The sequence below is a fragment of the Dyella sp. 01L423 genome (assembly GCF_056399945.1).
The window spans coordinates 61,490-85,312 of the sequence record NZ_JBFTSI010000002.1; the positions used below are offsets into that span (position 1 = coordinate 61,490).

Genomic DNA, 23,823 nt, shown 5'->3' on the forward strand with positions numbered 1-23,823 from the left:
TGCGCTCCCACAAAAGAAGCGCTCCCGCAAAAGGAAAGCGCTCCCGCAAGGGGAGCGCTCTCATGGACAGACACCAATCGACGTCGTCGATCAATCCGGGTCGTAATCCAGATTTGGCGCCAGCCAGCGCTCGGCTTGCTCGCGCGTCCAGCCCTTGCGCTTGGCGTAATCGTCGACTTGTTCGCGAGTGACGCGGCCGACCACGAAGTACTGGCTGTCCGGGTGGGAGAAATACCAGCCGGATACGGCGGCCGTGGGGAACATGGCGTAGCTGTCGGTCAGTTCGATGCCGGCGTTGGTCGTGCCATCGAGCAGGCGGAACAGGGTGCCTTTTTCCGTGTGGTCAGGGCAGGCCGGGTAGCCGGGGGCGGGGCGGATGCCGGTGTATTTCTCTTCGATCAGGGCGACGTTGTCGAGCGACTCGTCGGGCATGTAGCCCCAGAATTCGCGGCGCACGCGCTGGTGCAGTCGCTCGGCGAACGCTTCGGCGAGGCGGTCGGCCAGGGCTTTGAGCAGGATCGCGGAGTAGTCGTCGTGTGCCGCTTCGAAACGCGCCACATGTTCGTCGATGCCGATGCCGGCGGTGACGGCGAAGCCGCCTACCCAGTCCTGCTTCTTCGCGGATTTGGGCGCGATGAAGTCGGAGAGGCAGAAGTCGGGGCGTTCGGCCGGTTTGTCGGCTTGCTGGCGTAGGTGATGGAGGGTGGCGACGGGCTTGCCCGTGGGTTCGGGCAAGTCTTGGCCCCTCACCCCGGCCATCTCCCCTGCGGGGAGAAGTGCGATGTCGTCGCCAATGGAATAAGCCGGCCAAAAGCCGATCACACCACGCGCCGTCAGCCACTTCTCGGCGATCAGCTGGTCCAGCATCGCTTGCGCATCGTTGAACAGTTCGGTCGCCTGTGTGCCCACGATCTCATCGGTGAGGATGGCGGGATAACGGCCGGCCAGTTCCCACGCATTGAAGAACGGCGACCAGTCGATGTACTGGCGCAGTTCGGCAAGATCGTAGTGTTCGAACACGGTGATGCCGGGCTGTTTGGGCTGCGGCGGCTCGTAGTTCGCCCAATCGGTGGTGTAGCGTTGTCCGCGCGCCTTTTCCAGCGATACCAGCGATTTGCCGGCGCCGCGATGCTTGTGGCGTTCGCGCACTTCGGCGTATTCGGCCTGCACCTTGGCGATGAAGTTGTCGACCAGCTCCTTGCTCAACAGCGACTGCGCCACGCCCACGGCGCGCGAGGCGTCCTTCACCCATACGGTGGGCGACTTGTAGTGCGGGTCGATCTTCAGCGCGGTGTGCGCGCGAGAGGTCGTTGCACCGCCGATCATCAGCGGGATGGTGAAATTCTGGCGTTGCATCTCACGCGCGACCTGGCTCATTTCCTCCAGCGACGGCGTGATCAGGCCGGAGAGGCCGATGATGTCGGCGTTCTCGGCAATGGCGGTTTCCAGGATCTTCTGCGTGGGCACCATCACGCCCAGGTCGATCACATCGAAGTTGTTGCAGCGGAGCACCACGCCGACGATGTTCTTGCCGATGTCGTGCACGTCGCCTTTGACGGTCGCCATCACGATCTTGCCGTTGGACTTGCCGGCATCACCGGTGCGCGCCTTTTCTTCCTCGATATAGGGAATGAGGTGGGCCACGGCCTTCTTCATCACGCGGGCGGATTTCACCACCTGCGGCAGGAACATCTTGCCGGCGCCGAACAAGTCGCCGACGACATTCATGCCGTCCATCAGCGCGCCCTCGATGACATCTAGCGGGCGCGAGGTTTCCAGGCGTGCGGTTTCGGTGTCTTCGACCACGTATTGGTCGATGCCGTGCACCAGGGCGTGGCTGAGGCGCTCGCGCACCGGCTTGTCGCGCCAGGCGAGGTTCTCGACGATGACTTCTCCTTTCTTCGCCTTGAACTGATCGGCGATTTCCAGCAGGCGTTCGGTCGAGTCAGGACGGCGGTTGAGCACCACGTCTTCGACGCGCTCGCGCAGATCCTCGGGCAGGTCGTCGTAGATCATCAACGCGCCGGCGTTGACGATGCCCATGTCCATGCCCGCCTTGATGGCGTGGTAGAGGAACACCGAATGGATCGCCTCGCGCACCATGTTGTTGCCACGGAACGAGAACGACACGTTCGACACGCCGCCGGATACATGCGAGTGCGGAAAGCGACGCTTGAGCTCGCGCGTGGCTTCGATGAAGTCCACCGCGTAGTTGTTGTGTTCCTCGATGCCGGTGGCAATGGCAAAGATGTTCGGATCGAAGATGATGTCTTCGGGCGGGAAGTCGAGCCTGGTGGTGAGCAGCTCATAAGCGCGCGAGCTGATTTCCACCTTGCGCTCGCAGGTGTCAGCCTGGCCTTGCTCGTCGAACGCCATCACCACCACGGCGGCGCCGTACTGCTGCACCTTGCGCGCGTGTTCGAGGAAAACCTCTTCGCCTTCCTTCATCGAGATGGAGTTGACGATGCCCTTGCCTTGCAGGCAGCGCAGGCCGGCTTCGATCACCGTCCACTTGGAAGAGTCGACCATCACCGGTACGCGGGCGATATCGGGTTCGGCGGCGATCAGGTTCAGATAGCGCGTCATCGCAGCTTCCGAATCGATCAGGCCTTCGTCCATGTTGACGTCGATGATCTGCGCGCCGTTCGCGACCTGCTGGCGCGCGACATCGACCGCTTCCTCGTAGCGTTCTTCCTTGATCAGTTTGCGGAACTGCGCCGAGCCGGTGACATTGGTGCGTTCGCCGACGTTGACGAACAACAGGTCGGGCGTGATGACCAGCGGTTCGAGGCCGGAGAGTCGGGTGTAGCGAGGCATCATCGGGACTCAGGCAGCCTTGGCGTTAGAAGAGGGAAGTGCGCGCGGCGCGCAGTTGGCGACGGCTTCGGCGATGGCCTTGATATGCGCAGGCGTCGTGCCGCAACAGCCGCCGACCATGTTGAGCAGGCCGTCGCGCGCGAAGCCGCCGATGACGGAAGCCATCTGCTCGGGTGTTTCGTCGTATTCGCCAAAAGCATTCGGCAGACCGGCGTTGGGGTGCGTGCTGACGAAACAGTTGGCCGTTTGCGACAGCACCTGCACGTGCGGGCGCAAGTCGGCCGCGCCCAGGGCGCAGTTCAGTCCCACCGAAATCGGGCGCGCATGTTGCACCGAGTAGTAGAACGCTTCGGCCGTCTGGCCCGAGAGCGTGCGGCCGGAACGGTCGGTAATGGTTCCGGAGATCATCACGGGCAGACGCGCGCCACGCTCGCGGAACAGCTCGCTCACCGCAAACAGCGCAGCCTTGGCGTTGAGCGTATCGAAGATGGTCTCGACCATGATGAGGTCGGCGCCGCCATCGACCAGGCCGCTGGCCGATTCGATGTAGTTGGCGACGAGTTCTTCGAACGTCACGTTGCGGAAGCCCGGGTCGTTGACGTCCGGCGACAGCGACGCGGTACGACTGGTCGGGCCGAGTACGCCGATCACGAAGCGCGGCTTGTCCGGCGTTTTCGCTTCCACGGCATCGCAGGCGGCGCGCGCGAGGCGGGCGCCTTCGAGGTTCAGCTCGTAGGCGAGATGTTCGAGGTGGTAATCGGCCTGGCTGATGCGGGTGGAATTGAAGGTATTGGTTTCGACCATGTCCGCACCGGCTTCGAGATAGGCCACGTGCACGCCGCGGATGATGTCCGGGTTGGTGAGCGTGAGCAGGTCGTTGTTGCCCTTCAGGTCGCAGCTGCCGGGATGGTCATGCGCATGCGAGCTGTCGTGGCCTTCCACGAAACGCTCGCCGCGAAACGCGGCTTCGTCCAGCGGGTGTTGCTGCAGCATGGTGCCCATGCCGCCGTCGATGATCAGGATGCGCTCGCGCAGCAGGCGTTCCAGCAGGGCGACGCGTTCGGGGTGAAGCCAGGGGAGGGTGCTCATGGGGAGAATTCCTCGCACGGAAATCGATTTAGTGCTCGACGCCCACCGCTCGTCATTCCAGCGAAGGCTGGAATCCAGAGCCTTTCATGCGGATCAGAACGGAGCGAAGGCACTGGATTCCGGCTTTCGCCGGAATGACGGTGAGGGGGATGGGGTGTGTGACGAGACATGAAAAGCACCTCAAGGCTTGCGCGCGAGCAGGCTGATCACTTCGAAGTGAGGTGCCTTGCGTTCGCGGCTCAAGCGGGTACAGCTCATGGATTCGAGGCCGGCCTGCTTGGCGAAGCCGGTCAGTTCCTCGGATGAAAAACCGAGGTTGCGGTGATCGAACGGTTCCACCACGGCGCGGTGATCGTGCTTGCCCAGGGTGACGGCCAGCAATCGCCCGCCGCTGCGCAACACGCGCGCGGCTTCCGCGACGGCCTTGGCCGGCTGCTCGGCATAGGTGAGGGCGTGCAGCATCAGCACAAGGTCGAAACGGCGGTCGCCGAGGTCGAGTGCGTGCATGTCGCCCTTGAGCACTTCCACGTTGCCGAAGGATTTGAGGCGTTGCGCTGCAGCCTCGGTCACGCGCTCGCTGCTGTCCACGCAGACGATGGAGTGCGCGTGGGGCGCCAGCAGTTCGGCGGTGATGCCGTCGCCCGAAGCGATATCCAGCACGTCGCCGGTTTCCAGCAATTGCAGCAGGGAGCGCGCCAGCGTTTCCCAGGTGCGGCCGGGGGAATAGTGGCGTTCCATGTCGCCAGCCACGGTGTCGGCCCAGCCTTCTTCGCGCGCGCGCTCGGCCAACACACCGGGTAGGCGGGCCGCGTCTTCGCGCAGCAGCGCATCGTCGATGTTGTCGCGCAGGGACCTCAGCAAGACCTGCAGGTGTTCGTCCGTTTCGGCGTTGGCGCGGTAGTAGGCAGACACGCCGGCGCGGCGGTCGCGCACCAGCTCGGCTTCCTTGAGCTTGGCCAGATGGGTGGACACGCGCGGCTGCGCCAGATGGAGGACCGCAGCCAGTTCCGCCACGGTCAGCTCCTCGCGCTCAAGCAAGGCCAGCAGACGAACCCGGGTCGGATCCGCCAGCAGGCGCAGAACGCTGGAGGCGGTGGCCAGGTCCATCGTTATCCTTATATCGCGATGCAGAGATACATAAGGCTAGGCTTCGGCGCGCAGGGCGTCAAGTCGAGCCGTTCTTTTGTAGGAGCCCACCCTGTGGGCGACCGCTGAGCGGAGAGGCAAGCCTTGGGGGCCGCGGTCGCGCACAGGGTGCGCTCCCACAAAGGGGGGCGGGGCCTGGCTGCTTTTTTGTAGGAGCCCACCCTGTGGGCGACGGCAGAACGGAGGGGCAGCCTCGGAGGCTGCGGTCGCGCACAGGGTGCGCTCCCACAAAGCGCGACGGGGCCTGGCTGCTTTTTTGTAGGAGCCCACCCTGTGGGCGACGGCAGAACGGAGGGGCAGCCTCGGAGGCCGCGGTCGCGCACAGGGTGCGCTCCTACAAGGGGACGGGGCGTTGCTGCACCTGCACAGAAGTCCCTTGGCCGGCCGGGTTAAAATAGAGGGCTTCCTGTCTCCCATTCCCCTTGGAGTCTTCCATGGATTTCCGCTTTACCGACGATCAGCTGTCCATCCAGGCCATTGCCCGCGACTTCGCGCAGAAGCGCATTGTGCCGGTGGCCGCCGAACTGGACGCCAAGGGTGAATTCCCGCTCGAGAACATCCGCGAGATGGGCCAGCTGGGCCTGATGGGCATCGAAGTGCCGACCGAGTACGGCGGCGCGGGCATGGATCCGGTGGCCTATGTGCTGGCGATGGTTGAGATTGCCGCGGCCGACGCCGCCACCTCGACCATCATGTCGGTCAACAATTCACTGTTCTGCAACGGCATCCTCAAGCACGGCACCGAGGAGCAGAAGCAGAAGTACGTGCGCGCCATCGCCCAGGGCGAGGCCATCGGCGCCTACGCGCTGACCGAGCCGCAGTCCGGCTCCGATGCCTCGGCCATGCACACGCGCGCCACCAAGAATGCCAACGGCGACTGGGTGATCAACGGCAAGAAGAGCTGGATCACCTCCGGCCCGGTTGCGCGCTACATCATTCTGTTCGCCATCACCACGCCGGGCATCGGCGCCAAGGGCGTGTCGGCCTTCATCGTCGACACCCAGCTGCCGGGTTTCCATGCCGGCAAGAGCGAGCCCAAGCTCGGCATCCGCGCCTCGGCCACCTGCGAAATCGAATTCACTGATTACGTGCTGCCCAAGGAAAACCTGCTGGGCGACGAGGGCAAGGGCTTCTCCATCGCCATGGGCGTGCTCGACGCCGGCCGCATCGGCATTGCATCGCAGGCCGTGGGCATTGCGCGCGCTGCGTACGAGGCCACCCTGCAATGGGTGCGTGACCGCAAGGCGTTCGGCACGCCGATCGGCACCTTTCAGATGACCCAGGCCAAGATCGCCGACATGAAGTGCAAGCTGGACGCGGCCACGCTGCTGACGTTGCGCGCTGCGTGGACGAAGGGCGAGGCCGAGAAGAACGGCGGCCGCTTTGGTACGGAGGCCTCCGTCGCCAAGCTCACCGCGTCGGAAGCGGCGATGTGGATTTCGCACCAGGCCGTGCAGATCCATGGCGGCATGGGTTATTCGAAGGAAATGCCGCTGGAGCGGTACTTCCGCGATGCCAAGATCACGGAGATCTATGAGGGCACGAGTGAGATTCAGCGCATTGTGATTGCGCGTGCAGAGACTGGTTTGCGGTAAATCGGCCAGGTTCTTCGTGTTGAGAGGCCCTCGGTGAGAACCGGGGGCTTTTCTTTTCAGGGAATCGCAACCTGTTTTTTTTGTGGGAGCGCACCCTGTGCGCGACGGCGGGGCGTCTGAGGCACCCTCGGACCGTCGCGCACAGGGTGCGCTCCCACAAGGGGGACCTTGGTTTGTTGACTGGCGTGGAAGTAATCGCAAATACTTGCGATCACCACGGAGACAGGTCCCCTCCCGCCAAGGATGGCGACTCCCTCCCCCCGGGTTCGTCACCCCACGTCGGGAACTGACCGAGCGGGGCCAGATGGACTTCATGCGGGCTCACTGGCCCGATGGCGCCAAGCGCCAAGCTGGCTGCTTTTGCAGGCTTTCTCCCTCCGTCACCGCCGCGGCACGATGGTTGCTTCGCACCAGGGATCCGAAACCACCTGCCGCGAGCCGCCCATGACCGATGTCGTTGAGAAGCTGGAAGTAGAGAGCATGGTCTACAAGACCCTGCTCGAGTCCACCAAGGCCATTCCCTGGCGCATCCAGTGGGACAGCCTGTCGTTCTCCTATATCGGCCCGCAGATCGAGCATCTGCTCGGCTGGGCGCCGGACAGCTGGGTCAGCGTGCAGGATTGGGCCGAGCGCATCCATCCGGAAGATCGCGACTGGGCGGTCAACTTCTGCGTGGCGCAGTCCAAGGCGGGCGTGGATCACGAAGCCGATTACCGCGCGCTGTGCAAGGACGGCAGCTATGTGTGGATCCGCGACGTGGTGCATGTGGTGCGCAAGGATGACGGCAGCGTGGATGCGCTGGTCGGCTTCATGTTCGACATCAGCGAGCGCAAGCGCACCGAGCAGCGCCTGATCGAACTGCAGCGCGAACTCGAAGCCCTGTCCTTCAAGGACGGCCTCACCGGCATCGCCAATCGCCGCCGCTTCGACAGTGTGTTCGAGGAAGACTGGGAGCAGGCGCGTCGCAGCGCCCGGCCGCTGTCGCTGCTGATGCTCGATATCGATTACTTCAAGCAATACAACGATCACTACGGCCATGTGCAGGGCGATTACACGCTCAAGCTGGTGGCCAAGGTGCTGGAGAAGGCGGTGCGCCGTTCGCATGACTTCCTGGCCCGCTTCGGCGGCGAGGAATTCGTGCTGGTGCTGCCCGATACCGATGCGGCCGCGGCGCGCGAAGTGGCTGAGCGTTGCCACGCGCTGATCGAGCAGGAATGGATTCCGCATGAGCGCTCGATGGCGCGCAAGTCGCTGACCATGAGCATCGGCGTGGGCTCGGTGGTGCCGATGCTTGGCGATGAGCGCTTGTCGTTCCTGGAGCTGGTCGACCGGCGCCTGTATCAGGCCAAGCAGCAAGGTCGCAATACGACCGTCAACAGCGACGATTGATGCCTCACGCACGCACCGCGGGTGATTCCGCGGTGCGCAGCGGCAAGATGAAATGAGCGGCGAGCAGGCCGAGCAAGCCACCGAGCAGCGTCTGCCAGATGCGCGCGCTCAGGAACATGATCGAGTGCTCGCCCGATGCGGCAAGCGTGACGATCAGGGTGAAGGCGAACGCGGCGCAGGCAATGTCGTAGCGCTCCGGCAACGCCATCGCGTAAACCACCATCGCCATCGCGGCCAACGCCCAGATCAGCAGCGGCGCATGCTCGGCCAGCGGAAGGCAGGCGAGGCCGAGCGGCACGCCAATCAGCGTGCCCACGATGCGCCGGCGCACGCGTTGCGCCGTGCCCGTGGCACTGCCGGCAACCACATAGGTGCACGCCGTGACCGCCCATGCGGACTCGGGCAGGTGCAGCTTAGCGTTGAGCAGCACCACGATCAGCGATGCCACGGCAGCCTGCACGCCCATGATGAAGGGCGCCGACAAATGCCAGCGGCCGGGAATGTCCGCAGGTGAAAGCACCGCGAGTTCGGCGGGCCGCTCGGCGGGGCCGGAGAGCAGGCGCGGCACCACCGAGGCGATGGCCGCGATGCATCCGGCGATCAGGATGGCGGGCCACGCGGAAGCGTCGAGCCGCATGGTGTAGGCCAGCAACTGGCCAATGTAGATCTGCGAACCGACGCCGGCGCCAGTGACGCCATACCGCTTGAGATAACTGGCCAGGAATGAGCCGCTGACCAGCGTGAATTCCGCTCCGTTCTGCGACAGCGGGGAAAGTGCCGGCACCAGCAGTGCCTGCATCAACGCGCCCAGCGTGGCGGCCACGCAGAGCAGGGCGAGATCGCGGCTGGATTCGAAACGCGTATGCCGCGCTTCGGAAACGCTGGCCCACAACGCAAAATTCGCTGCCAATGAGCCAACGGCGACGAGGCTGCCGAACGGATGCGCCACATCGTGCAAGGTGCCGATCGCCGCCGCCAGGCCGTAGGCAGTGACCAGCCGCAGTCCCTTGATCCGGCGGTGCGTGCCGGGATCGAGTTGTTCGAGCCAGTCGACGAATGAGCGCATGCGGGCGAAAGCAGGGATGGCCGTAGCCGCACATTATCAGCGGTCGGCACGTGCGGCTTTTTCGGAAACGCAGGGTCACCCATAAAAAAAGCCCCGGTCGTTCGACCGGGGCTTTGCTTTGACTTCCGTGATTCCGGATTAACCGCCGCGACGCGGATCCGAATCGAACGGCTGCATGGCACTGCTCGGCGTACCGCCGTTGCCACCGCCGCCCTGCGGCGTACCCGACGCGGCTTCGCCATGGGCCGGGCGGATCTTGCGGGACGGTTCGTCCAGCTTGTCGCCCAGTGCGCGGCGCACCGTCACGTAGAACACCGGGATCAACAGCAGACCCAGGAAGGTGGCGAAGATCATGCCGCCGATCACGCCCGTGCCGATGGCATGGCGGGAGTTGGCACCGGCGCCCGTCGAAATGAACAACGGGAACACGCCGAGGATGAACGCCATCGAGGTCATCAGGATCGGGCGCAGTCGCTGGCGGGCCGCCGTGATGACTGCATCGAACAGCGACTTGCCGTCCTGTTGCTGCTCCACCGCGAATTCCACGATCAGGATCGCGTTCTTCGCTGCCAGGCCGATCACCGTGATCATGCCGATCTTGAAGTACATGTCGTTCGGCAAGCCGCGCAACATCGAGAACACGACCGTACCGAGCAGGCCCAGCGGCACCACCAGGAGCACGGCGACCGGGATCGACCAGCTCTCGTACAGTGCGGCAAGGCACAGGAACACGATCAGGATCGACAGCGCCAGCAGCAGGGTGGCCGAGTTGCCGGCCAGGATTTCCTGGTACGACTGACCCGTCCAGTCCGCGCCGAAGCCCTTGGGCAGGTCGTGGTCGACGATGCCCTGCAAGGCGTTCATGGCCTGGCCGGTCGAGTAGCCCGGCGCTTCGTTACCCACGATTTCGACCGCGGCGTAGCCGTTGTAGCGGGTCAGGGCAGGCGAGCCCATGTCCCACTTCGTGTTGACCACGCTGGAGATCGGAATCATGTTGTACGGATTGACCGTCGCCTGGTACGACGACGAGCTCGACGAACCGCTGTTGGCCGCCGCACCCGGTGCCAGGCTACTGGGCGTGTAGATGTGCTGCAGCGCATCCGGGCCCATGCGGTAAGCCTGGTCCGCCTGCAGGTAGACGCGCTTCACGCGGCCGCCGTAGACGAAGTCATTGACGTACACCGGCGCCAGCGTGAGCTGGATGGCCGAGTACACGTCGCTCACCGACATGCCCATCGCCTGTGCCTGCGTGCGATCCACCTTCATATCCCACTGCGGAGCATCGGGCAGCTGGTTGGGACGCACGCCGAACAGCGCCTTGTTGTCCTTCGCCTTGCCCACCGCGGTGCCCATCGCCTGCATCAGCTCGCCATGCGTCTGGCCCGCACGGGCCTGCAGATACATGTCGATACCGCCGAACTGGCTGAGGCCGCGGATGGTGGGCAGGTTGACCACGAAGATCTGCGCGTCGCGGATGCCGTGGAACACGCCGTTCAACTTCATGATCAGCTCATCGGCGGTGATCGCTCGCGCGTCCCAGTCCTTGAGCTTGATGAAGGCCATGCCGGTGCTTTCGCTCTGGCCGATGAAGCTGAAGCCGCTGATCTGGTACATGCCGATGATGTCATCGTTGTACGGGCTCTTCTTGACGCGCTCGCGCATCTCGGCCATCACGGCCTGCGTGCGCTGCAAGGTGGCGCCCGGCGGCAGATTGACGATGGCCAGTGCAAAGCCCTGGTCTTCGCTAGGCACGAAGCTGGTGGGCAGGCGCGTGTAGAGGAAGCCGGCAAGCACGGCAACCAGGGCGAACACGATCATCCAGCGCGGCGCATGGCGGGTGGCGCTGCCGATGTGGCCGCCATAGGTGCGCGTGACCCAGTCGAAGGTCTGGTTGAACTTGCGGTAGACGATGTTCTTCTTGTGCTCGTGCTCAGGCTTGAGCAGCGTGGCGCACAACGCCGGCGTGAACGACAGCGCGAGGAAGGCGGAGAAGCCCATCGACACGGCGATGGTCAGCGCGAACTGCTTGTAGATCACGCCCGACGCACCCGGCTGCAGCGCGGACGGCACGAACACCGCCGCCAGCACCACCGTGATGGCCACCACCGCGCCGGTGATCTGGCCCATCGCCTTGCGCGTGGCTTCCTTGGGCGAGAGTTGTTCCTCGCTCATGATGCGTTCGACGTTCTCGATCACCACGATCGCGTCGTCCACCACGATACCGATCGCCAGCACCATGCCGAACAACGTCAGCTGGTTGATGGTGAAGCCCAGCGCCACCAAGCCGATGAAGGTACCCAGCAAAGCCACCGGGATCACCAGGGTGGGGATCACCGTGGCGCGGAAGTTCTGCAGGAAGATCAGCATCACCAGGAAGACCAGGATGATGGCCTCGATCAGGGTGTGCACCACTTCCTTGATGGAGATCGTCACGAACGGCGTGGTGTCGTACGGAGCAAACCAGGTGACGCCTTCCGGGAAGTCCTTGGACAGCTCGTTCATCTTGGCTTTGACGGCGTCGGCCACGTCCAGCGCGTTGGCGCCGGGCAGCAGCTGCACACCGAGGCCGCCGACCTGCTGGCCATTCCACGTCGCGCCCAGGCCGTAGCTCTGCGGGCCGAAGTCGATGCGCGCCACGTCGCTCAGCTTCACCACGGTGCCGTCGCTGTTGGCGCGCAGGATGATTTCGCCGAACTCCTGCGGGGAGGAGAAGCGGCCTTCAGCGGAGACGGTGGCGGTAAAGCCCTGTTCCTTCGGCGACGGATCGGCGCCGAGCGAACCGGCGGCGAACTGCACGTTCTGCGCCGCCACGGCGGAGAACACCGCGCTGGGCGACAAGCCGTAGCCGTGCATCTTGTCCGGATTGAGCCAGATGCGCACGCCGTATTCGGCGCCGATCAGGCGGGTGGCGCCCACGCCGGGAATACGGCCGACCTGGTCCGCCACCTGCGACGCGATCACGTCGGCCAGGCGGTTGCCGTCGATGTCCGGGTTGTTGGACACCAGCGACACGAACATCAGGAAGTCCGGGTTGCTCTTGGCCACCACCACGCCTTGCTGGGTCACGGCGGTCGGCAGGCGCGGCAAGGCCAGCTGCACCTTGTTCTGCACCTGCACCTGGGCGATGTCCGGGTCAGTGCCGGTTTCAAAGCTCAGCGTGATCGAGGTCGTGCCGTTGGAGTTGGACGAGGAGCTGAAGTAGAGCAGGTGGTCGATACCGGTAAGCTGCTGCTCGATCACCTGGGTGACGTTCTTCTCCATGGTGTCGGCGTTCGCGCCCGGATACGTCGCGGACACCACCACTTGGGGCGGCGCGATGTTGGGGTACGACTCGATACCCATGTTCAACACGGAGATGGTGCCAACCAGAGTGATCAAGATGGCTACCACCCACGCGAAGATGGGGCGGTCAATAAAGAAACTCGGCATGTCGGTCGACTCCCTTTACTGCTTGCCGCCAGCAGCATGACCCGCCGCTGCCGGCTGCCCCTGCGCGCCGGGCTTCTGGTCGGGCTGGTAAGGCCCCGCCTTGGCCGGTTTGCCGGGCTGCACCGTCTGCAGGCCGGAGACGATCACCTGGTCGCCGGTGCTCAGGCCGCTGGTGACGATGAAGTTCGAACCGGCCAGGTTGTCCGCGGTGACATTCTTGCGGGCGACATTGCCGTCCTGACCCACTACCAGCGCATAGGCGCCGACCACGTCGCGCTGGATGGCCGCCTGCGGCACCAGGAACACGTTGTGGAGCTCGCCGAGGTTGGCGGTGATGGTGATGTAGGTGCCTGGCAACAAACGGCGGTCCGGGTTGGCCAGCAGGGCGCGCAGGTTGATCGAGCCGGTGGTCGGGTCGACGGTGGCGCCGGAGAAGTCCAGCGTGCCGTCCTGGGCGTACTTGCTGCCGTCGGGCAGGGTGACCTTCACGGTGGTCTTGCCCTGGTCGCTCAGCGACACGTTGCCGGCGGCCTGGGCGGCGCGCAGGCGATCGAGATCGGCGGCACTGACGGTGAAGTTGACGTACAGCGGGTCGAGCTGGTCGACCGTGGTCAACAGCGTCGAGCTCGAGCCGGAATCGGCGGCGCCGTTGCCGACGATGGCACCCTCGGTCACCTGTTGCTGACCGGCGCGGCCGTCGATGGGCGCGACTACGCGGGTATAGCTCAGGTTGATCTTGGCGCTTTCCACGGCGGCCTGCAGCTGCTTGACCGAGGCGGCGCCGCTGCGCTCGTTGGCTTCGGCGGCGTCGAGGTCGGACTGCGAGATGTAGTTCTGCGGGCGCAGCTTGCGGTCGCGCTCGGCCAGGTTGTGGAAGTTCACGTAGGTCGCCTGGCCCGCGGCCAGATTGGCCTTGGCCGAGTCCAGCGCTGCCTGATAGATCACCGGGTCGATCTCGAACATGACCTGGCCGGCTTTGACGTCGGTGCCTTCCTGATAGACGCGCTTGAGCAGCACACCCGACACGCGGGCGCGCACATCGGCGCTACGGTAAGCCGACACGCGGCCCACGAGATCCTTGGCTAGCGGCGTGCTCTGGGCCTGGGCCTTGACGACACCGACTTCCGGCGGCGGCGCCTGCGGCGGGCCTTGATCCTTGCCTTTGCCACAGGCGGCCAGTGAGAGCAGGCCAAGGCACAGCAGAGGTGTGCGCAGTGACGTGGACTTCATGTGGGCTCCATTTCTTTTTTAATGTGGTCGGGGATGCAGCGCGTCGACGCCTCTCCGGGCGGCGACAAAAGGGGCTTGCAACGAACACGCAGCGGCCCCGCTAGTCCGAGCGTCCCGTGAACGGGTAGGCAAGGAAGGGCAGGGTCGGTAAAGCCGTGGCTCGTTCAGGCAGGCGAGCTTGGACTATACCGTACAGTTTACAATTTGTAGAGACACCCCTGATACGCCGGATCGGCCTCCCTGGGCCATTCAGACGCGTCTTATGTGTTCCGCTGGGTTGGGTGGCTGTACTCCCAACGGGACGTGCGACCTAATTTTGGCTGAATTCCGTGAAGGAAGGGTGTCGGCCGCTAAGACAGGGGGATGGCCGTCGGTTTCATGGTGCCTGCGGCGGCTGGCAAACGCCTGTGCCGATGGTCCGGTTGCAGCATCTGCGTGCTTGCTTACAACAACCGGCCGCACCCGCGGATAGCGGGCCCAGGTTGTCGGCATGGCGGTTTGTCTGTCGACTATTTCATCTGCTGCGCTGCAACGTTTTGAATGCGTCGACGCCATGACATACGCAGCGGTATCGGTTGCCTGCGATGGACGGGAATCACCAGCGCTGCAGCGGCAACACGCGAGCGCAGCGAGTTTTTCGTCCAACTGCGCAAGCGCTGCGCATGTGCTTGGTTGTCATGCAATCGTCGCAGAAATCTCCTATCGCAGCCGTTGCTGCACGGGCGTCATGGCCTGCCGCTAGCTGAAGTGCATCTTTCGCAAGTGTGGATAAGGCATCACGCGAGGCGTATTCTTTTGAGGCTTTTTTAGCCTCATTCCGTCTCCCCAACACAGTAGATGCCATGAACGCGATTCGTGCGGCTAGCAACAGCTCGTTCCCCAGTGTTGTTTTCGAAGAACTGAAGCAAAGCGGATTTCCTACCGGGCGCCTTGATGAGGCGCAATTTTTTATCAGCGCTTTCTTCGCGCGCATCGCCGACGGCGATCTGCAACTCCATACCGCCCGCGAGTGGGCTGCCCTGATCGCAGACCTGCTCAGCTTCATGCAGCAGCGCCAGCCGGGCCGCGCCGCGGTGCGTGTGGTCAACCCGGCTACGGGCCACGCCGGCCGCAGTTACATCCAGGTCGTCACCGACGACATGCCGTTCCTGGTCGACACCGTCACTATGGTCGCGACCGAACAATTGCAGATCCACGCCGTGATCCATCCGGTGGTGGAAGTGGCACGCGATGCCTCCGGCAAGCTGCTTAAGATCGGCGCCCCCGACGGCCAGCCCGAATCGGTCATGCATTTCGAAGTGGACCGCGTGGCCGACGACGAGGAGCTGGCCAAGCTCAAGGCCAAACTCGAAGGCGCGCTGGAAGACGTGCGCGTGGTCGTCGCCGACTGGAAGAAGATGCGCGACCAGGCGCTCGCCACCGCCGACGACCTGCCGTCGCGCCAGCTGCCGCTGGACGCCGCCGCCGTGAAGGAAGCCTCCGCGTTCCTGCGCTGGCTGGCCGACGACAACTTCACCTTCCTCGGCTACCGCGAATACGAAGTGACCGAAGCCGATGGCGAGGAAGTACTGCGCGCCAACGAAAGCTCGGGCATGGGCATCCTGCACAAGAGCGAGCGCTCGCTCGCACCGCGCTCGCTGCGTTCGCTGGTGGCCAGCGACCTGCCGCAGTCCGGTTCCACCGACGCCATCATCCTGACCAAGACCAATGCGCGCTCGCACGCGCATCGTCCGGGCTACATGGATTACGTGGGCGTGCTCAAGTTCGATGCCAACGGCAAGCCGGTGGCCGAACAGCGCTTCCTCGGCCTGTTCTCCTCCAACGCCTATATGGCGCGTCCGCAGGACGTGCCGCTGGTACGCCAGAAGTTCGAATACGCGATGGAGCGCTCCGGCCTCAAGCGCGATTCGCATTCGGGCAAGGCGTTGCGCCATATCCTGGAAACTCTGCCGCGCGACGAGCTGTTCCAGAGCAGCGACGAAGAGCTCTACACCACCGCCATGGGTACGCTGGAACTGCGCCAGCGCGCACGCACGCGCCTGTTCGTGCGCCGCGACCGCTATGGCCGTTTCGTCACCTGCATCGTTTATGTGCCGCGTGACCGCTTCAACACCACGGTGCGCGAACGCATCGAAGCGCTGCTGAAGGATGCCATGCGCGGCGAAAGCCTCGATTCGTCCGTGCTGATGGGCGAAGCGGCGCTGGTGCGCCTGCATGTGGTGGTGCGTCCGAAGATCGGCGACCAGGTGCATTACGACGTGGCCGAACTCGAGAAGGGCGTGGCCACCATCGTGCGCAACTGGCACGACGATGTGCGCGACGAACTCGTGCGCACGCTGGGCGACCACGATGGCGTGGTACTGGCCAACCGTTACGCCAAGGCGCTGCCTGCCGGCTACGTGGAAGACGTCTCGCCGGCCACCGCTGCCGAGGACGTGCACCAGCTCTCGCTGCTCAAGGGCGACGACGCGGTACGCATGTCGTTCTATCACCCGGCCTCGCGGCCGGAAGAACTGCGTTTCAAGATCTACCGCAGCGGTGGCGACATCGCGTTGTCCGAAGTGCTGCCGCAGTTGGAGAACCTGGGTCTGCGCGTGCTCACCGAGCACCTGTACGACATCCATGTCGGCGACAGCATGCTGTACATCCAGGACTTCGAAGTGCAGACCGCCGGCAGCCTCGCTTTCAGCGTGGAGCAGGTGGACCAGTTGTTCGAAGACGCTTTCGAGCAGATCTGGCGCGGCAACGCCGAGAACGACGGCTTCAACCGCCTGGTGCTCGGCGCCAAGCTGAGCTGGCGCCAGATCGCCATGCTGCGCGGCTACTGCAAGTACCTGCTGCAGACCGGCGTGGCGTTCTCGCAGAGCTATATGGAAGACGCCTTCAACCGCTATCCGGCGATTGCCGGCCTGCTGGTGGAGCTGTTCCTGGCCAAGTTCGACCCGCGCCGCGAGTCGCTGTCCGCGGATGAACTCAAGCGCGCCGGTGGCTTGCTGCGCGGCGAAATGCAGGTGTTGATTCCCGAGGCGCTGCGCCAGGCGCATCCGGCCCTCGTCGACGGCCTGGTGGCGGCGCTGTCCAAGCCGCGCGACGAGCAGCTGGCGGTGATCGAAGAGACCATCGGCACGCTGCTGGAAACCGTCTCCAGCCTCGACGACGACCGTATCCTGCGCAGCTTCGTGGCGCTGATCCGCGGCACGCTTCGCACCAGCTTCTTCCAGCAGTGGAACGACCAGTACCGCAGCTACATCAGCTTCAAGTTCGATTCGCACCGCGTGCCGGATCTGCCCAAGCCGGTGCCGTACCGCGAAATCTTCGTCAGCGCACCGCGCGTGGAAGGCATCCACCTGCGCTTCGGTGCGGTGGCGCGCGGCGGCCTGCGCTGGTCGGATCGTCGCGAAGACTTCCGTACCGAAGTGCTGGGCCTGGTGAAGGCGCAGATGGTGAAGAACACCGTGATCGTGCCGGTCGGTTCGAAGGGCGGCTTCTTCGTGAAGCGTCCGCCGGTGAACGGCGACCGCGATGCGCAGCTGGCCGAGGGCATCGCGTGCTACCGCATGTTCATCAGCGGCCTGCTCGACATCACCGACAACCTGATCGAAGGCAAGGTGGTGCCGCCGCACGACGTGGTGCGCCATGACAACGACGATCCGTACCTGGTGGTGGCGGCCGACAAGGGCACCGCGACGTTCTCCGATATCGCCAATGCCATTTCGGTGGAACACGGCTTCTGGCTGGGCGATGCGTTCGCTTCGGGCGGCTCGAACGGTTACGACCACAAGGGCATGGGCATCACCGCCAAGGGCGCGTGGGAGTCGGTCAAGCGCCACTTCCGTGCGCTGGGCCGTGACAGCCAGTCGCAGGACTTCACCTGCGCGGGCGTCGGCGACATGTCGGGCGACGTGTTCGGCAACGGCATGCTGCTGTCGCGCCACATCAAGCTGGTGGCGGCGTTCGATCATCGCCATGTGTTCCTCGATCCGAACCCGGATGTCGAGCGTTCCTTCGTCGAGCGCGAGCGCATGTTCAAGCTGCCGCGTTCGAGCTGGGACGATTACAACAAGCAGCTCATTTCCGCGGGCGGCGGCGTGTATCCGCGTACGCTCAAGTCGATCCCGATTTCGCCGGAAGTGCGTGCGGTGCTCGGCCTCAAGTCTGACGTGACCCAGCTGGCGCCGAACGACCTGCTCAGCGCCATCCTCAAGGCGCCGGTGGACCTGCTGTGGAACGGCGGCATCGGTACCTATGTGAAGTCCAGCGCCGAGACGCACGCCGACGTGGGCGATCGCGCCAACAACGCGCTGCGCGTCAACGGCGTCGAGCTGCGCTGCAAGGTGGTGGGCGAGGGCGGTAACCTGGGCTTCACCCAGAAGGGCCGTATCGAAGCCGCCCAGCATGGCGTGCTGCTCAATACCGACTTCATCGACAACTCCGCCGGCGTGGACACCTCCGACCACGAGGTGAACATCAAGATCCTGCTCGGCGACGCCGTGCAGCGCGGCGAGCTGACCACCGAGCAGCGCAATACGCTGCTGGCCAGCATGACCGACGAAGTGGGCCAGCTGGTGCTGTGGGACAACTACCGCCAGAACCAGGCCATCACCTTGATGGAGCACCAGTCGGTGCATCGCATCGGCTCGATGGCGCACTTCATCCGCCAGCTGGAATCGGAAGGCCTGCTCGATCGCCAGGTGGAAAACCTGCCGAGCGAAACCGAACTGACCGAGCGCAAGGCGCGCGGCATCGGCATGACGCGTCCGGAGCTGTCGGTGCTGCTGTCGTACGACAAGATCAAGCTGTACCAGCAGCTGCTCGACTCGGACGTGCCCGAAGATGCGTACCTCTCCAAGGAATTGGTGCGCTACTTCCCCGAGCCGTTGCACGGCAAGTACGCCGAGCACATGCAGCGCCATCGCCTGAAGCGCGACATCATCGCCACGGCCGTGACCAACTCCACCATCAACCGCATGGGCGCCACCTTCATGATGCGCATGCAGGAGGACACCGGTCAGGGTCCGGCAGCCATCGCCAAGGCGTATACCGCAGCGCGCGAAATTCTCGATGCGCGTGAACTGTGGGCGCAGATCGAAGCGCTCGACGGCAAGGTGGCCGAGAACACCCAGATCGACGCCATCCTGCAGATCTGGTCGCTGCTGCGTCACACCACCCGTTGGCTGCTGAACCGTCCGGGCGGCACGCTGGACATCAACGCCAACGTGGCGCGCTACCAGACCGGCGTGACCGAGCTGCGCGCGGCCCTGCCTGACGTGCTCACCGAAACGGGCAAGCAGGACTTCGCCACCAGCCAGGAGAAGTGGGACGGCCTGGGCATGCCGGGTGAACTCGCGCTGCGCATGGCCCGCCTGCCGGAGCTGCGCGCCATGCTCGACATCGTCGAGGTGGCACAGCAGGGCAACCAGCCCATCGCCAAGGTGGCCGGCGTGTTCTACGAGCTCGGCCAGGCGCTGGACCTGGAATGGCTGCGCAACCAGATCGAAGCGTTGCCGGTGGAAGGTGCATGGCACGCGCAGGCACGCGGTTCGCTGCTGGATGAGCTCAACCACCAGCATCGCGCGTTGGCCCTGCAGGTGCTGTCGATGACCGGCAGCGCCAAGGACGTCTCGCCGGTGCAGGCGTGGCTGCAGCGTGACGATGCCACGCTCAAGTACACGCGCAACATGCTGGCGGAAATCCTCACCGAGAAGGCGGACTACCCGATCGCCTCGGTGGCGGTCCGCCGCCTGGCCCAGCTGGCGCAGGTGCCGGTGAACCAGTAAGTAATTCCAGCGGCTGCCCGGCTTTGCTGGGCAGCCGCTGAGGGTGCTCGACGATTCACTAAGGTTTGTACCCCCTCTCCGTCATTCCCGCGAAAGCGGGAATCCAGCGCCTTTAAAACGCAACGAGTGCCCTTAAAGACAAAGTCAGAGGCACTGGATTCCCGCTTTCGCGGGAATGACGGTGAGGGGATGGATGTATTTGGGAGCGAGACAAGCAGGGGGCGGGATCGGCAACGGTCTTGCGCCCTTCGTCCATCTACGCTCAACTGGCGTCCTCGCCCTGACCGTTGCCCGACCCTATGCGCTTCGCCTTTGTCGCCAGCGAAACCAATGTCGCCCAGCAGGCCCGGCGCAAACTCATCGACCGCTATGGCGATGCCGTGCCGGAGCAGTCGGACGTGATCGTGGCGCTGGGCGGCGACGGCTTCATGCTGCGCACGCTGCACGCCTATCGCGCGCTGCCGGCGCCGGTGTACGGCATGAAACTGGGACGCGTCGGCTTCCTGATGAACAAGCACCGCATCGACGAGCTTGAAGAGCGCATTTCGCGCGCGCATGCCGCGGTGCTCTATCCGCTGGACATGCGCACGGTCGATATCAACGGCGACGTGCATCACGCGCTGGCGTTCAACGAAGTGTCCTTGTTGCGCCAGAGCAACCAGGCGGCGCATCTGGAAGTGAAACTCAACGACATCGTGAAACTGCAGAACCTGGTCTGCGACGGCATCCTGGTGTCGACACCGGCGGGTTCCACGGCCTACAACCTCTCCGCACATGGGCCGATCCTGCCATTGGACGCCAATGTGCTCGCGCTGACCCCGATCAGCCCGTTCCGCCCACGTCGCTGGCGCGGTGCGATCTTGCCGCATCGCACCCTGGTCACCATGCGCGTGCTCGATCCCGGCAAGCGCCCGGTGAGCGCCACCGCCGATTATCACGAGGTGCGCGACATCCGCGAGGTGGAGATCCGCCAGTCGGAGGGGCAGGGCGTGCGCTTGTTGTTCGATCCGGAGCACAACCTGGAGCAACGCATTCTGGATGAGCAGTTCGCGCCGGATTGAGGAGAGCAGGAGTGAGTGGAGAGGAGTGAGTAGTGAGAGTAGAGCATCTCGCTGGCTGCCTTTTCTTACTCCTCACTCCTCTCCACTCACTCCTCGCCTTTTGCGCTAGATTGAGCGGCATGACCCGCCCAACGCCCGATGCACACGATCCCACCGCCGCCGGCGACAACCGCCTGGTGGTGGCCATTTCCTCGCGCGCTCTGTTCGACCTGGGCGACAGTCATGAGCTGTTCGAGCACCAGGGGCTGGATGCCTATCGCGCGTTCCAGATTGAGCACGAGAACGAGCTGCTCAAGCCCGGCGTGGCGTTCCCGCTGGTGCAGAAACTGCTGGGCTTGAACAAACTAGCGGGCGATGTGCCGCCGGTGGAAGTGATCCTGTTGTCGCGCAACTCCGGCGACACCGGCCTGCGCATCTTCAACGCGATCCAGCACTACGGGTTGGAGATCAGCCGCGCCGCGTTCACCAGCGGCGCGCCTACGTCCGATTACATCGCGCCGTTCAAGGCCGATTTGTTCCTGTCCGCCAACGCCGAAGACGTGGGCCGCGCGCTGGCCGCCGGCGTGGCGGCGGCCACCATCCTGCCGTCGGTGGCGCCGCCACGCGCTACCGAGCAATTGCGCATCGCCTTTGACGGCGACGCGGTGATCTTCGGCGACGAAGGCGAGCGGGTGTCGCGTGAGGAAGGTCTGGAAGCTTTCCATCGCAGTGAGCACAAGCTTGCCAACGAGCCGCTCTCGGTCGGACCGTTCCGCGGTTTCCTCACCGCCGTGCACCGCCTGCAGGCAGCGTTCCCGGCCGAAGATTCGCCCATCCGCACCGCGCTGGTCACCGCGCGTTCCGCGCCGGCGCACAAGCGGGTGATCCTGACCCTGCGGCGCTGGGGCGTGCGTATCGATGAAGCGCTGTTCCTGGGCGGTCGCGACAAGGGCCCATTCCTGGACGCCTTCGGTGCCGATATCTTCTTCGACGACTCACCGGCGAATGTGGAGTCCGCGCGCAAGCATGTGGCGACGGGGCATGTGCCGCATGGGGTCAGCAACCGCTAAAGGCTGACCTCAAGGCACCCTGTGGGAGCGCACCCTGTGCGCGACAGCCACCAGTGCAAGGTCAGCGTTCAGTTGAGCGGTCCCTTCATGTGGCCGGCTGCAAGATAGGTTGCCGTGTCGCAGTCGCGCACAGGGTGCGCTCCCACAAGGGCGGTTACGGAACCGAATGCCCCTTGCTGGCCGTCCATATCGCATACCAGTCTTCGGCATCCAGCTTCACATCCAGCGCCGCCACCGCCTCGCGCAGACCATCGATACGGCCGGTGCCGGTAATGACATGCGGACGCGAGGGATGGCGTAGCGACCACGCGAAGGCCAGCGTGGTGAGCGTGATGCCATAGCGGTGTGCGATGGCCGTCATTTCGGCGCGCACGCGTTCGACCTGTTCGTCATCACCGGTAAACAGTCGCCCGCCGCCCAACGGCGACCAGATCATCGGCCGCAGGCCCAGCTGCTGCGCCTGATCGAGCGTGCCGTCGTCCAAGGCATCCATCTGCAAGGGCGATAGTTCGATCTGGTTGGTGAGCAACGGATGATGCTGGTTCAGTAGCGCGAACTGGCTCGTCGTGTGGTTGGACACGCCCCAGTGCGCCACCTTGCCCTCGCGCGTGAGCGTGTCGAACGTCTCCGCCAGCGCCGCGGCATCCATCAGATAGTCGGGCCGATGGATCAGCACGAGATCCAGCTGTTCGGTGTGCAGGTTTTTCAGTGACTGCTCCACCTGTTGACGCACGTAGCCGGCGGAGCTGTCGTAGTAGTTGATGCGATAGGGGTGTTGCGCGGAGCGAAGACGGATGCCGCATTTGGTGATCAGCTGCATTCGTTCGCGCAGTGACGGTGCCGCCTTGAGCGCCTCGCCGAACTGTGCCTCGGCCTGGTAGTCGCCATAGATGTCGGCGTGGTCGTACGAGGTGATGCCCAGCTCCAGCGCTTGTTCGATCCAGCGCACGCGCTCCTGCACGCTGAGTTGCCAGCTGACGATGCGCCAGAGGCCGGCGACGATGGGGGAGAGGGGGAGGTTGGTGGTTGGCATTGGCGAGGGCTGGGGTGAGTGAGGTGGCAGTGTGACAAGGTGAGTTGATTGTCGCCAGCCTCAGATTTTTTAGTTTGTTTGCAGCGCGCACGCACCGGTTCTGGGCTGGTTGTTTGGCTTTCGGCAGCTTGCCGACCGCAGGATTTTGACCTTGGCTCGTCATCCCGGCGCAGGCCGGAAGCGCCCTTCAACAGCCGAAGGCTGCTCATCCAGTAGCGACTGGCTTCGGATGTCGCGATATCGCGATCTGGCTCGCCTGCCGCGGGCTTTCGTGCCGCTGCCGCGGCCCGAGTTACTTTTCTTTGCTTGCCCAAAGAAAAGTAACCAAAAGAAAGGGCCCCCCGGATGACGCGCCCTCCGGGCTGCGCCCGCCAGGTGCGCGGCCGGGTTGCGGGGTTTTTCGACAGGACATCCTTGTCCTGTCGAAAAACTGGCCGCATCCATGCGGCCACCCTTCGGGCTTTCCTCCACCCGCCCGCCGCGTCATACGGGGACTCCGGGGGCAAGAGCCACATCACGAGCCGAACCACGCCCGGCGTTGCCGGGCTGCTCTTTTGTAGGAGCGCACCCTGTGCGCGAACGCCGCCCGCAGGGCGGCCTGTTAGGCCGCGTTCGCGCACAAGGTGCGCTCCTACAAGGGAGCGCGCTGCCTTTTGGATGGCGGATCAACGGCGATGCTCAGCTTTTTTGTGGGAGCGCACCCTGTGCGCGACAAACCTACGGAGCGGTACACCGCAGCGTGGCTGTCGCGCACAGGGTGCGCTCCCACAGACAAGCGCCAGGCGTGGCACGAGTGCGGCATGCATGGGCCAAAGCCGATGCGCAGCGAGGCTCCGCTTTAAGTCCTCTTCGCTGTGGCGCGTTGCGGTGTAGCCGTAACGCGTGTCGGACGATCGCCACGCTTCCGAACCCCTCGAGCGACAGACGATCGTATTCAACAGAACGCTACGAGCCCTTGCTCTTTTAGGCCATTCTCTTTGGGTTACTTTTCTCTTACTCCGGGCATCCTGCCCTCCGCCCTTCGGGCCGGCTTCGCCGTTCGCATGCACTCCTGCGCATGCGTGGGCCAGCAAGAGAAAAGTGACTCGAGCGGCGGCAGCCGTTCGAAACGCCCGCCGCGTAGGCGGCACGCTGGCCTCAAG

At 64.4% G+C, this 23,823-nt stretch carries 12 protein-coding genes; 5 read left to right on the top strand and 7 right to left on the bottom strand.

Annotated features, from left to right (window positions below; translation table 11 throughout):
- Positions 1-90: 90 nt before the first annotated feature.
- From metH to AC1DMY_RS06920, 3 genes are all read right to left on the bottom strand, one after another.
- Complete coding sequence (metH, locus tag AC1DMY_RS06910; protein ID WP_477164256.1) at positions 91-2,820, bottom strand: methionine synthase; 2,730 nt, start codon at positions 2,818-2,820, stop codon at positions 91-93.
- Positions 2,821-2,826: 6 nt separating this feature from the next.
- Positions 2,827-3,906 carry a homocysteine S-methyltransferase family protein gene (locus tag AC1DMY_RS06915; RefSeq protein ID WP_477164257.1) on the bottom strand — a complete coding sequence of 360 codons (1,080 nt, stop codon included), beginning with the start codon at positions 3,904-3,906 and terminating at the stop codon, positions 2,827-2,829.
- A 180-nt stretch (positions 3,907-4,086) separates the two neighbouring features.
- Positions 4,087-5,013: an ArsR/SmtB family transcription factor gene (locus AC1DMY_RS06920; RefSeq protein ID WP_477164258.1), complete on the bottom strand. Its 927-nt coding sequence runs from the start codon at positions 5,011-5,013 to the stop codon at positions 4,087-4,089.
- 473 nt (positions 5,014-5,486) lie between these two features.
- On the opposite strand from AC1DMY_RS06920, the gene AC1DMY_RS06925 reads away from it, so the two are divergent.
- Together AC1DMY_RS06925 and AC1DMY_RS06930 are read left to right on the top strand one after the other, a co-directional pair.
- Positions 5,487-6,647, top strand: coding sequence for an acyl-CoA dehydrogenase family protein (locus AC1DMY_RS06925; RefSeq protein ID WP_441603662.1), 1,161 nt, complete (start codon positions 5,487-5,489; stop codon positions 6,645-6,647).
- A gap of 444 nt (positions 6,648-7,091) precedes the next feature.
- On the top strand, positions 7,092-8,036 hold the full coding sequence (locus AC1DMY_RS06930) for a GGDEF domain-containing protein (protein WP_477164259.1): 945 nt from the start codon (positions 7,092-7,094) through the stop codon (positions 8,034-8,036).
- A gap of 4 nt (positions 8,037-8,040) precedes the next feature.
- Here the strand turns inward: AC1DMY_RS06930 and AC1DMY_RS06935 are convergent, their stop codons facing one another.
- The 3 genes from AC1DMY_RS06935 to AC1DMY_RS06945 all read right to left on the bottom strand — a co-directional run bounded on the left by AC1DMY_RS06935 (position 8,041) and on the right by AC1DMY_RS06945 (position 13,761).
- A complete protein-coding gene (locus tag AC1DMY_RS06935) occupies positions 8,041-9,102 on the bottom strand; it encodes an FUSC family protein (RefSeq protein ID WP_477164260.1) in 1,062 nt (353 codons plus the stop codon).
- 138 nt (positions 9,103-9,240) lie between these two features.
- Positions 9,241-12,531: an efflux RND transporter permease subunit gene (locus AC1DMY_RS06940; RefSeq protein WP_477164261.1), complete on the bottom strand. Its 3,291-nt coding sequence runs from the start codon at positions 12,529-12,531 to the stop codon at positions 9,241-9,243.
- Positions 12,532-12,546: 15 nt separating this feature from the next.
- Positions 12,547-13,761, bottom strand: coding sequence for an efflux RND transporter periplasmic adaptor subunit (locus tag AC1DMY_RS06945; protein WP_477164262.1), 1,215 nt, complete (start codon positions 13,759-13,761; stop codon positions 12,547-12,549).
- Positions 13,762-14,603: 842 nt separating this feature from the next.
- On the opposite strand from AC1DMY_RS06945, the gene AC1DMY_RS06950 reads away from it, so the two are divergent.
- The 3 genes from AC1DMY_RS06950 (at position 14,604) to AC1DMY_RS06960 (ending at position 21,648) form a co-directional block, all read left to right on the top strand.
- Positions 14,604-19,538, top strand: a complete 4,935-nt coding sequence (locus AC1DMY_RS06950) for an NAD-glutamate dehydrogenase (protein ID WP_477164263.1) — start codon at positions 14,604-14,606, stop codon at positions 19,536-19,538.
- A gap of 299 nt (positions 19,539-19,837) precedes the next feature.
- A complete protein-coding gene (locus AC1DMY_RS06955; RefSeq protein WP_477164264.1) occupies positions 19,838-20,599 on the top strand; it encodes an NAD kinase in 762 nt (253 codons plus the stop codon).
- A 119-nt stretch (positions 20,600-20,718) separates the two neighbouring features.
- Positions 20,719-21,648 carry a 5'-nucleotidase gene (locus AC1DMY_RS06960; protein ID WP_204635384.1) on the top strand — a complete coding sequence of 310 codons (930 nt, stop codon included), beginning with the start codon at positions 20,719-20,721 and terminating at the stop codon, positions 21,646-21,648.
- Positions 21,649-21,802: 154 nt separating this feature from the next.
- Here the strand turns inward: AC1DMY_RS06960 and AC1DMY_RS06965 are convergent, their stop codons facing one another.
- Complete coding sequence (locus AC1DMY_RS06965) at positions 21,803-22,681, bottom strand: aldo/keto reductase (protein ID WP_477164265.1); 879 nt, start codon at positions 22,679-22,681, stop codon at positions 21,803-21,805.
- Positions 22,682-23,823: the final 1,142 nt, after the last annotated feature.

Bases quoted from the DNA above. Each gene is read 5' to 3' on its own strand.
- AC1DMY_RS06915 (WP_477164257.1), bottom strand. From the start codon at position 3,906: ATGAGCACCCTCCCCTGGCTTCACCCCGAACGCGTCGCCCTGCTGGAA.
- AC1DMY_RS06940 (WP_477164261.1), bottom strand. From the start codon at position 12,531: ATGCCGAGTTTCTTTATTGACCGCCCCATCTTCGCGTGGGTGGTAGCC.
- AC1DMY_RS06920 (WP_477164258.1), bottom strand. From the start codon at position 5,013: ATGGACCTGGCCACCGCCTCCAGCGTTCTGCGCCTGCTGGCGGATCCG.
- metH (WP_477164256.1), bottom strand. From the start codon at position 2,820: ATGATGCCTCGCTACACCCGACTCTCCGGCCTCGAACCGCTGGTCATC.
- AC1DMY_RS06960 (WP_204635384.1), top strand. From the start codon at position 20,719: ATGACCCGCCCAACGCCCGATGCACACGATCCCACCGCCGCCGGCGAC.
- AC1DMY_RS06925 (WP_441603662.1), top strand. From the start codon at position 5,487: ATGGATTTCCGCTTTACCGACGATCAGCTGTCCATCCAGGCCATTGCC.
- AC1DMY_RS06965 (WP_477164265.1), bottom strand. From the start codon at position 22,681: ATGCCAACCACCAACCTCCCCCTCTCCCCCATCGTCGCCGGCCTCTGG.
- AC1DMY_RS06950 (WP_477164263.1), top strand. From the start codon at position 14,604: ATGAACGCGATTCGTGCGGCTAGCAACAGCTCGTTCCCCAGTGTTGTT.
- AC1DMY_RS06945 (WP_477164262.1), bottom strand. From the start codon at position 13,761: ATGAAGTCCACGTCACTGCGCACACCTCTGCTGTGCCTTGGCCTGCTC.
- AC1DMY_RS06930 (WP_477164259.1), top strand. From the start codon at position 7,092: ATGACCGATGTCGTTGAGAAGCTGGAAGTAGAGAGCATGGTCTACAAG.
- AC1DMY_RS06935 (WP_477164260.1), bottom strand. From the start codon at position 9,102: ATGCGCTCATTCGTCGACTGGCTCGAACAACTCGATCCCGGCACGCAC.
- AC1DMY_RS06955 (WP_477164264.1), top strand. From the start codon at position 19,838: ATGCGCTTCGCCTTTGTCGCCAGCGAAACCAATGTCGCCCAGCAGGCC.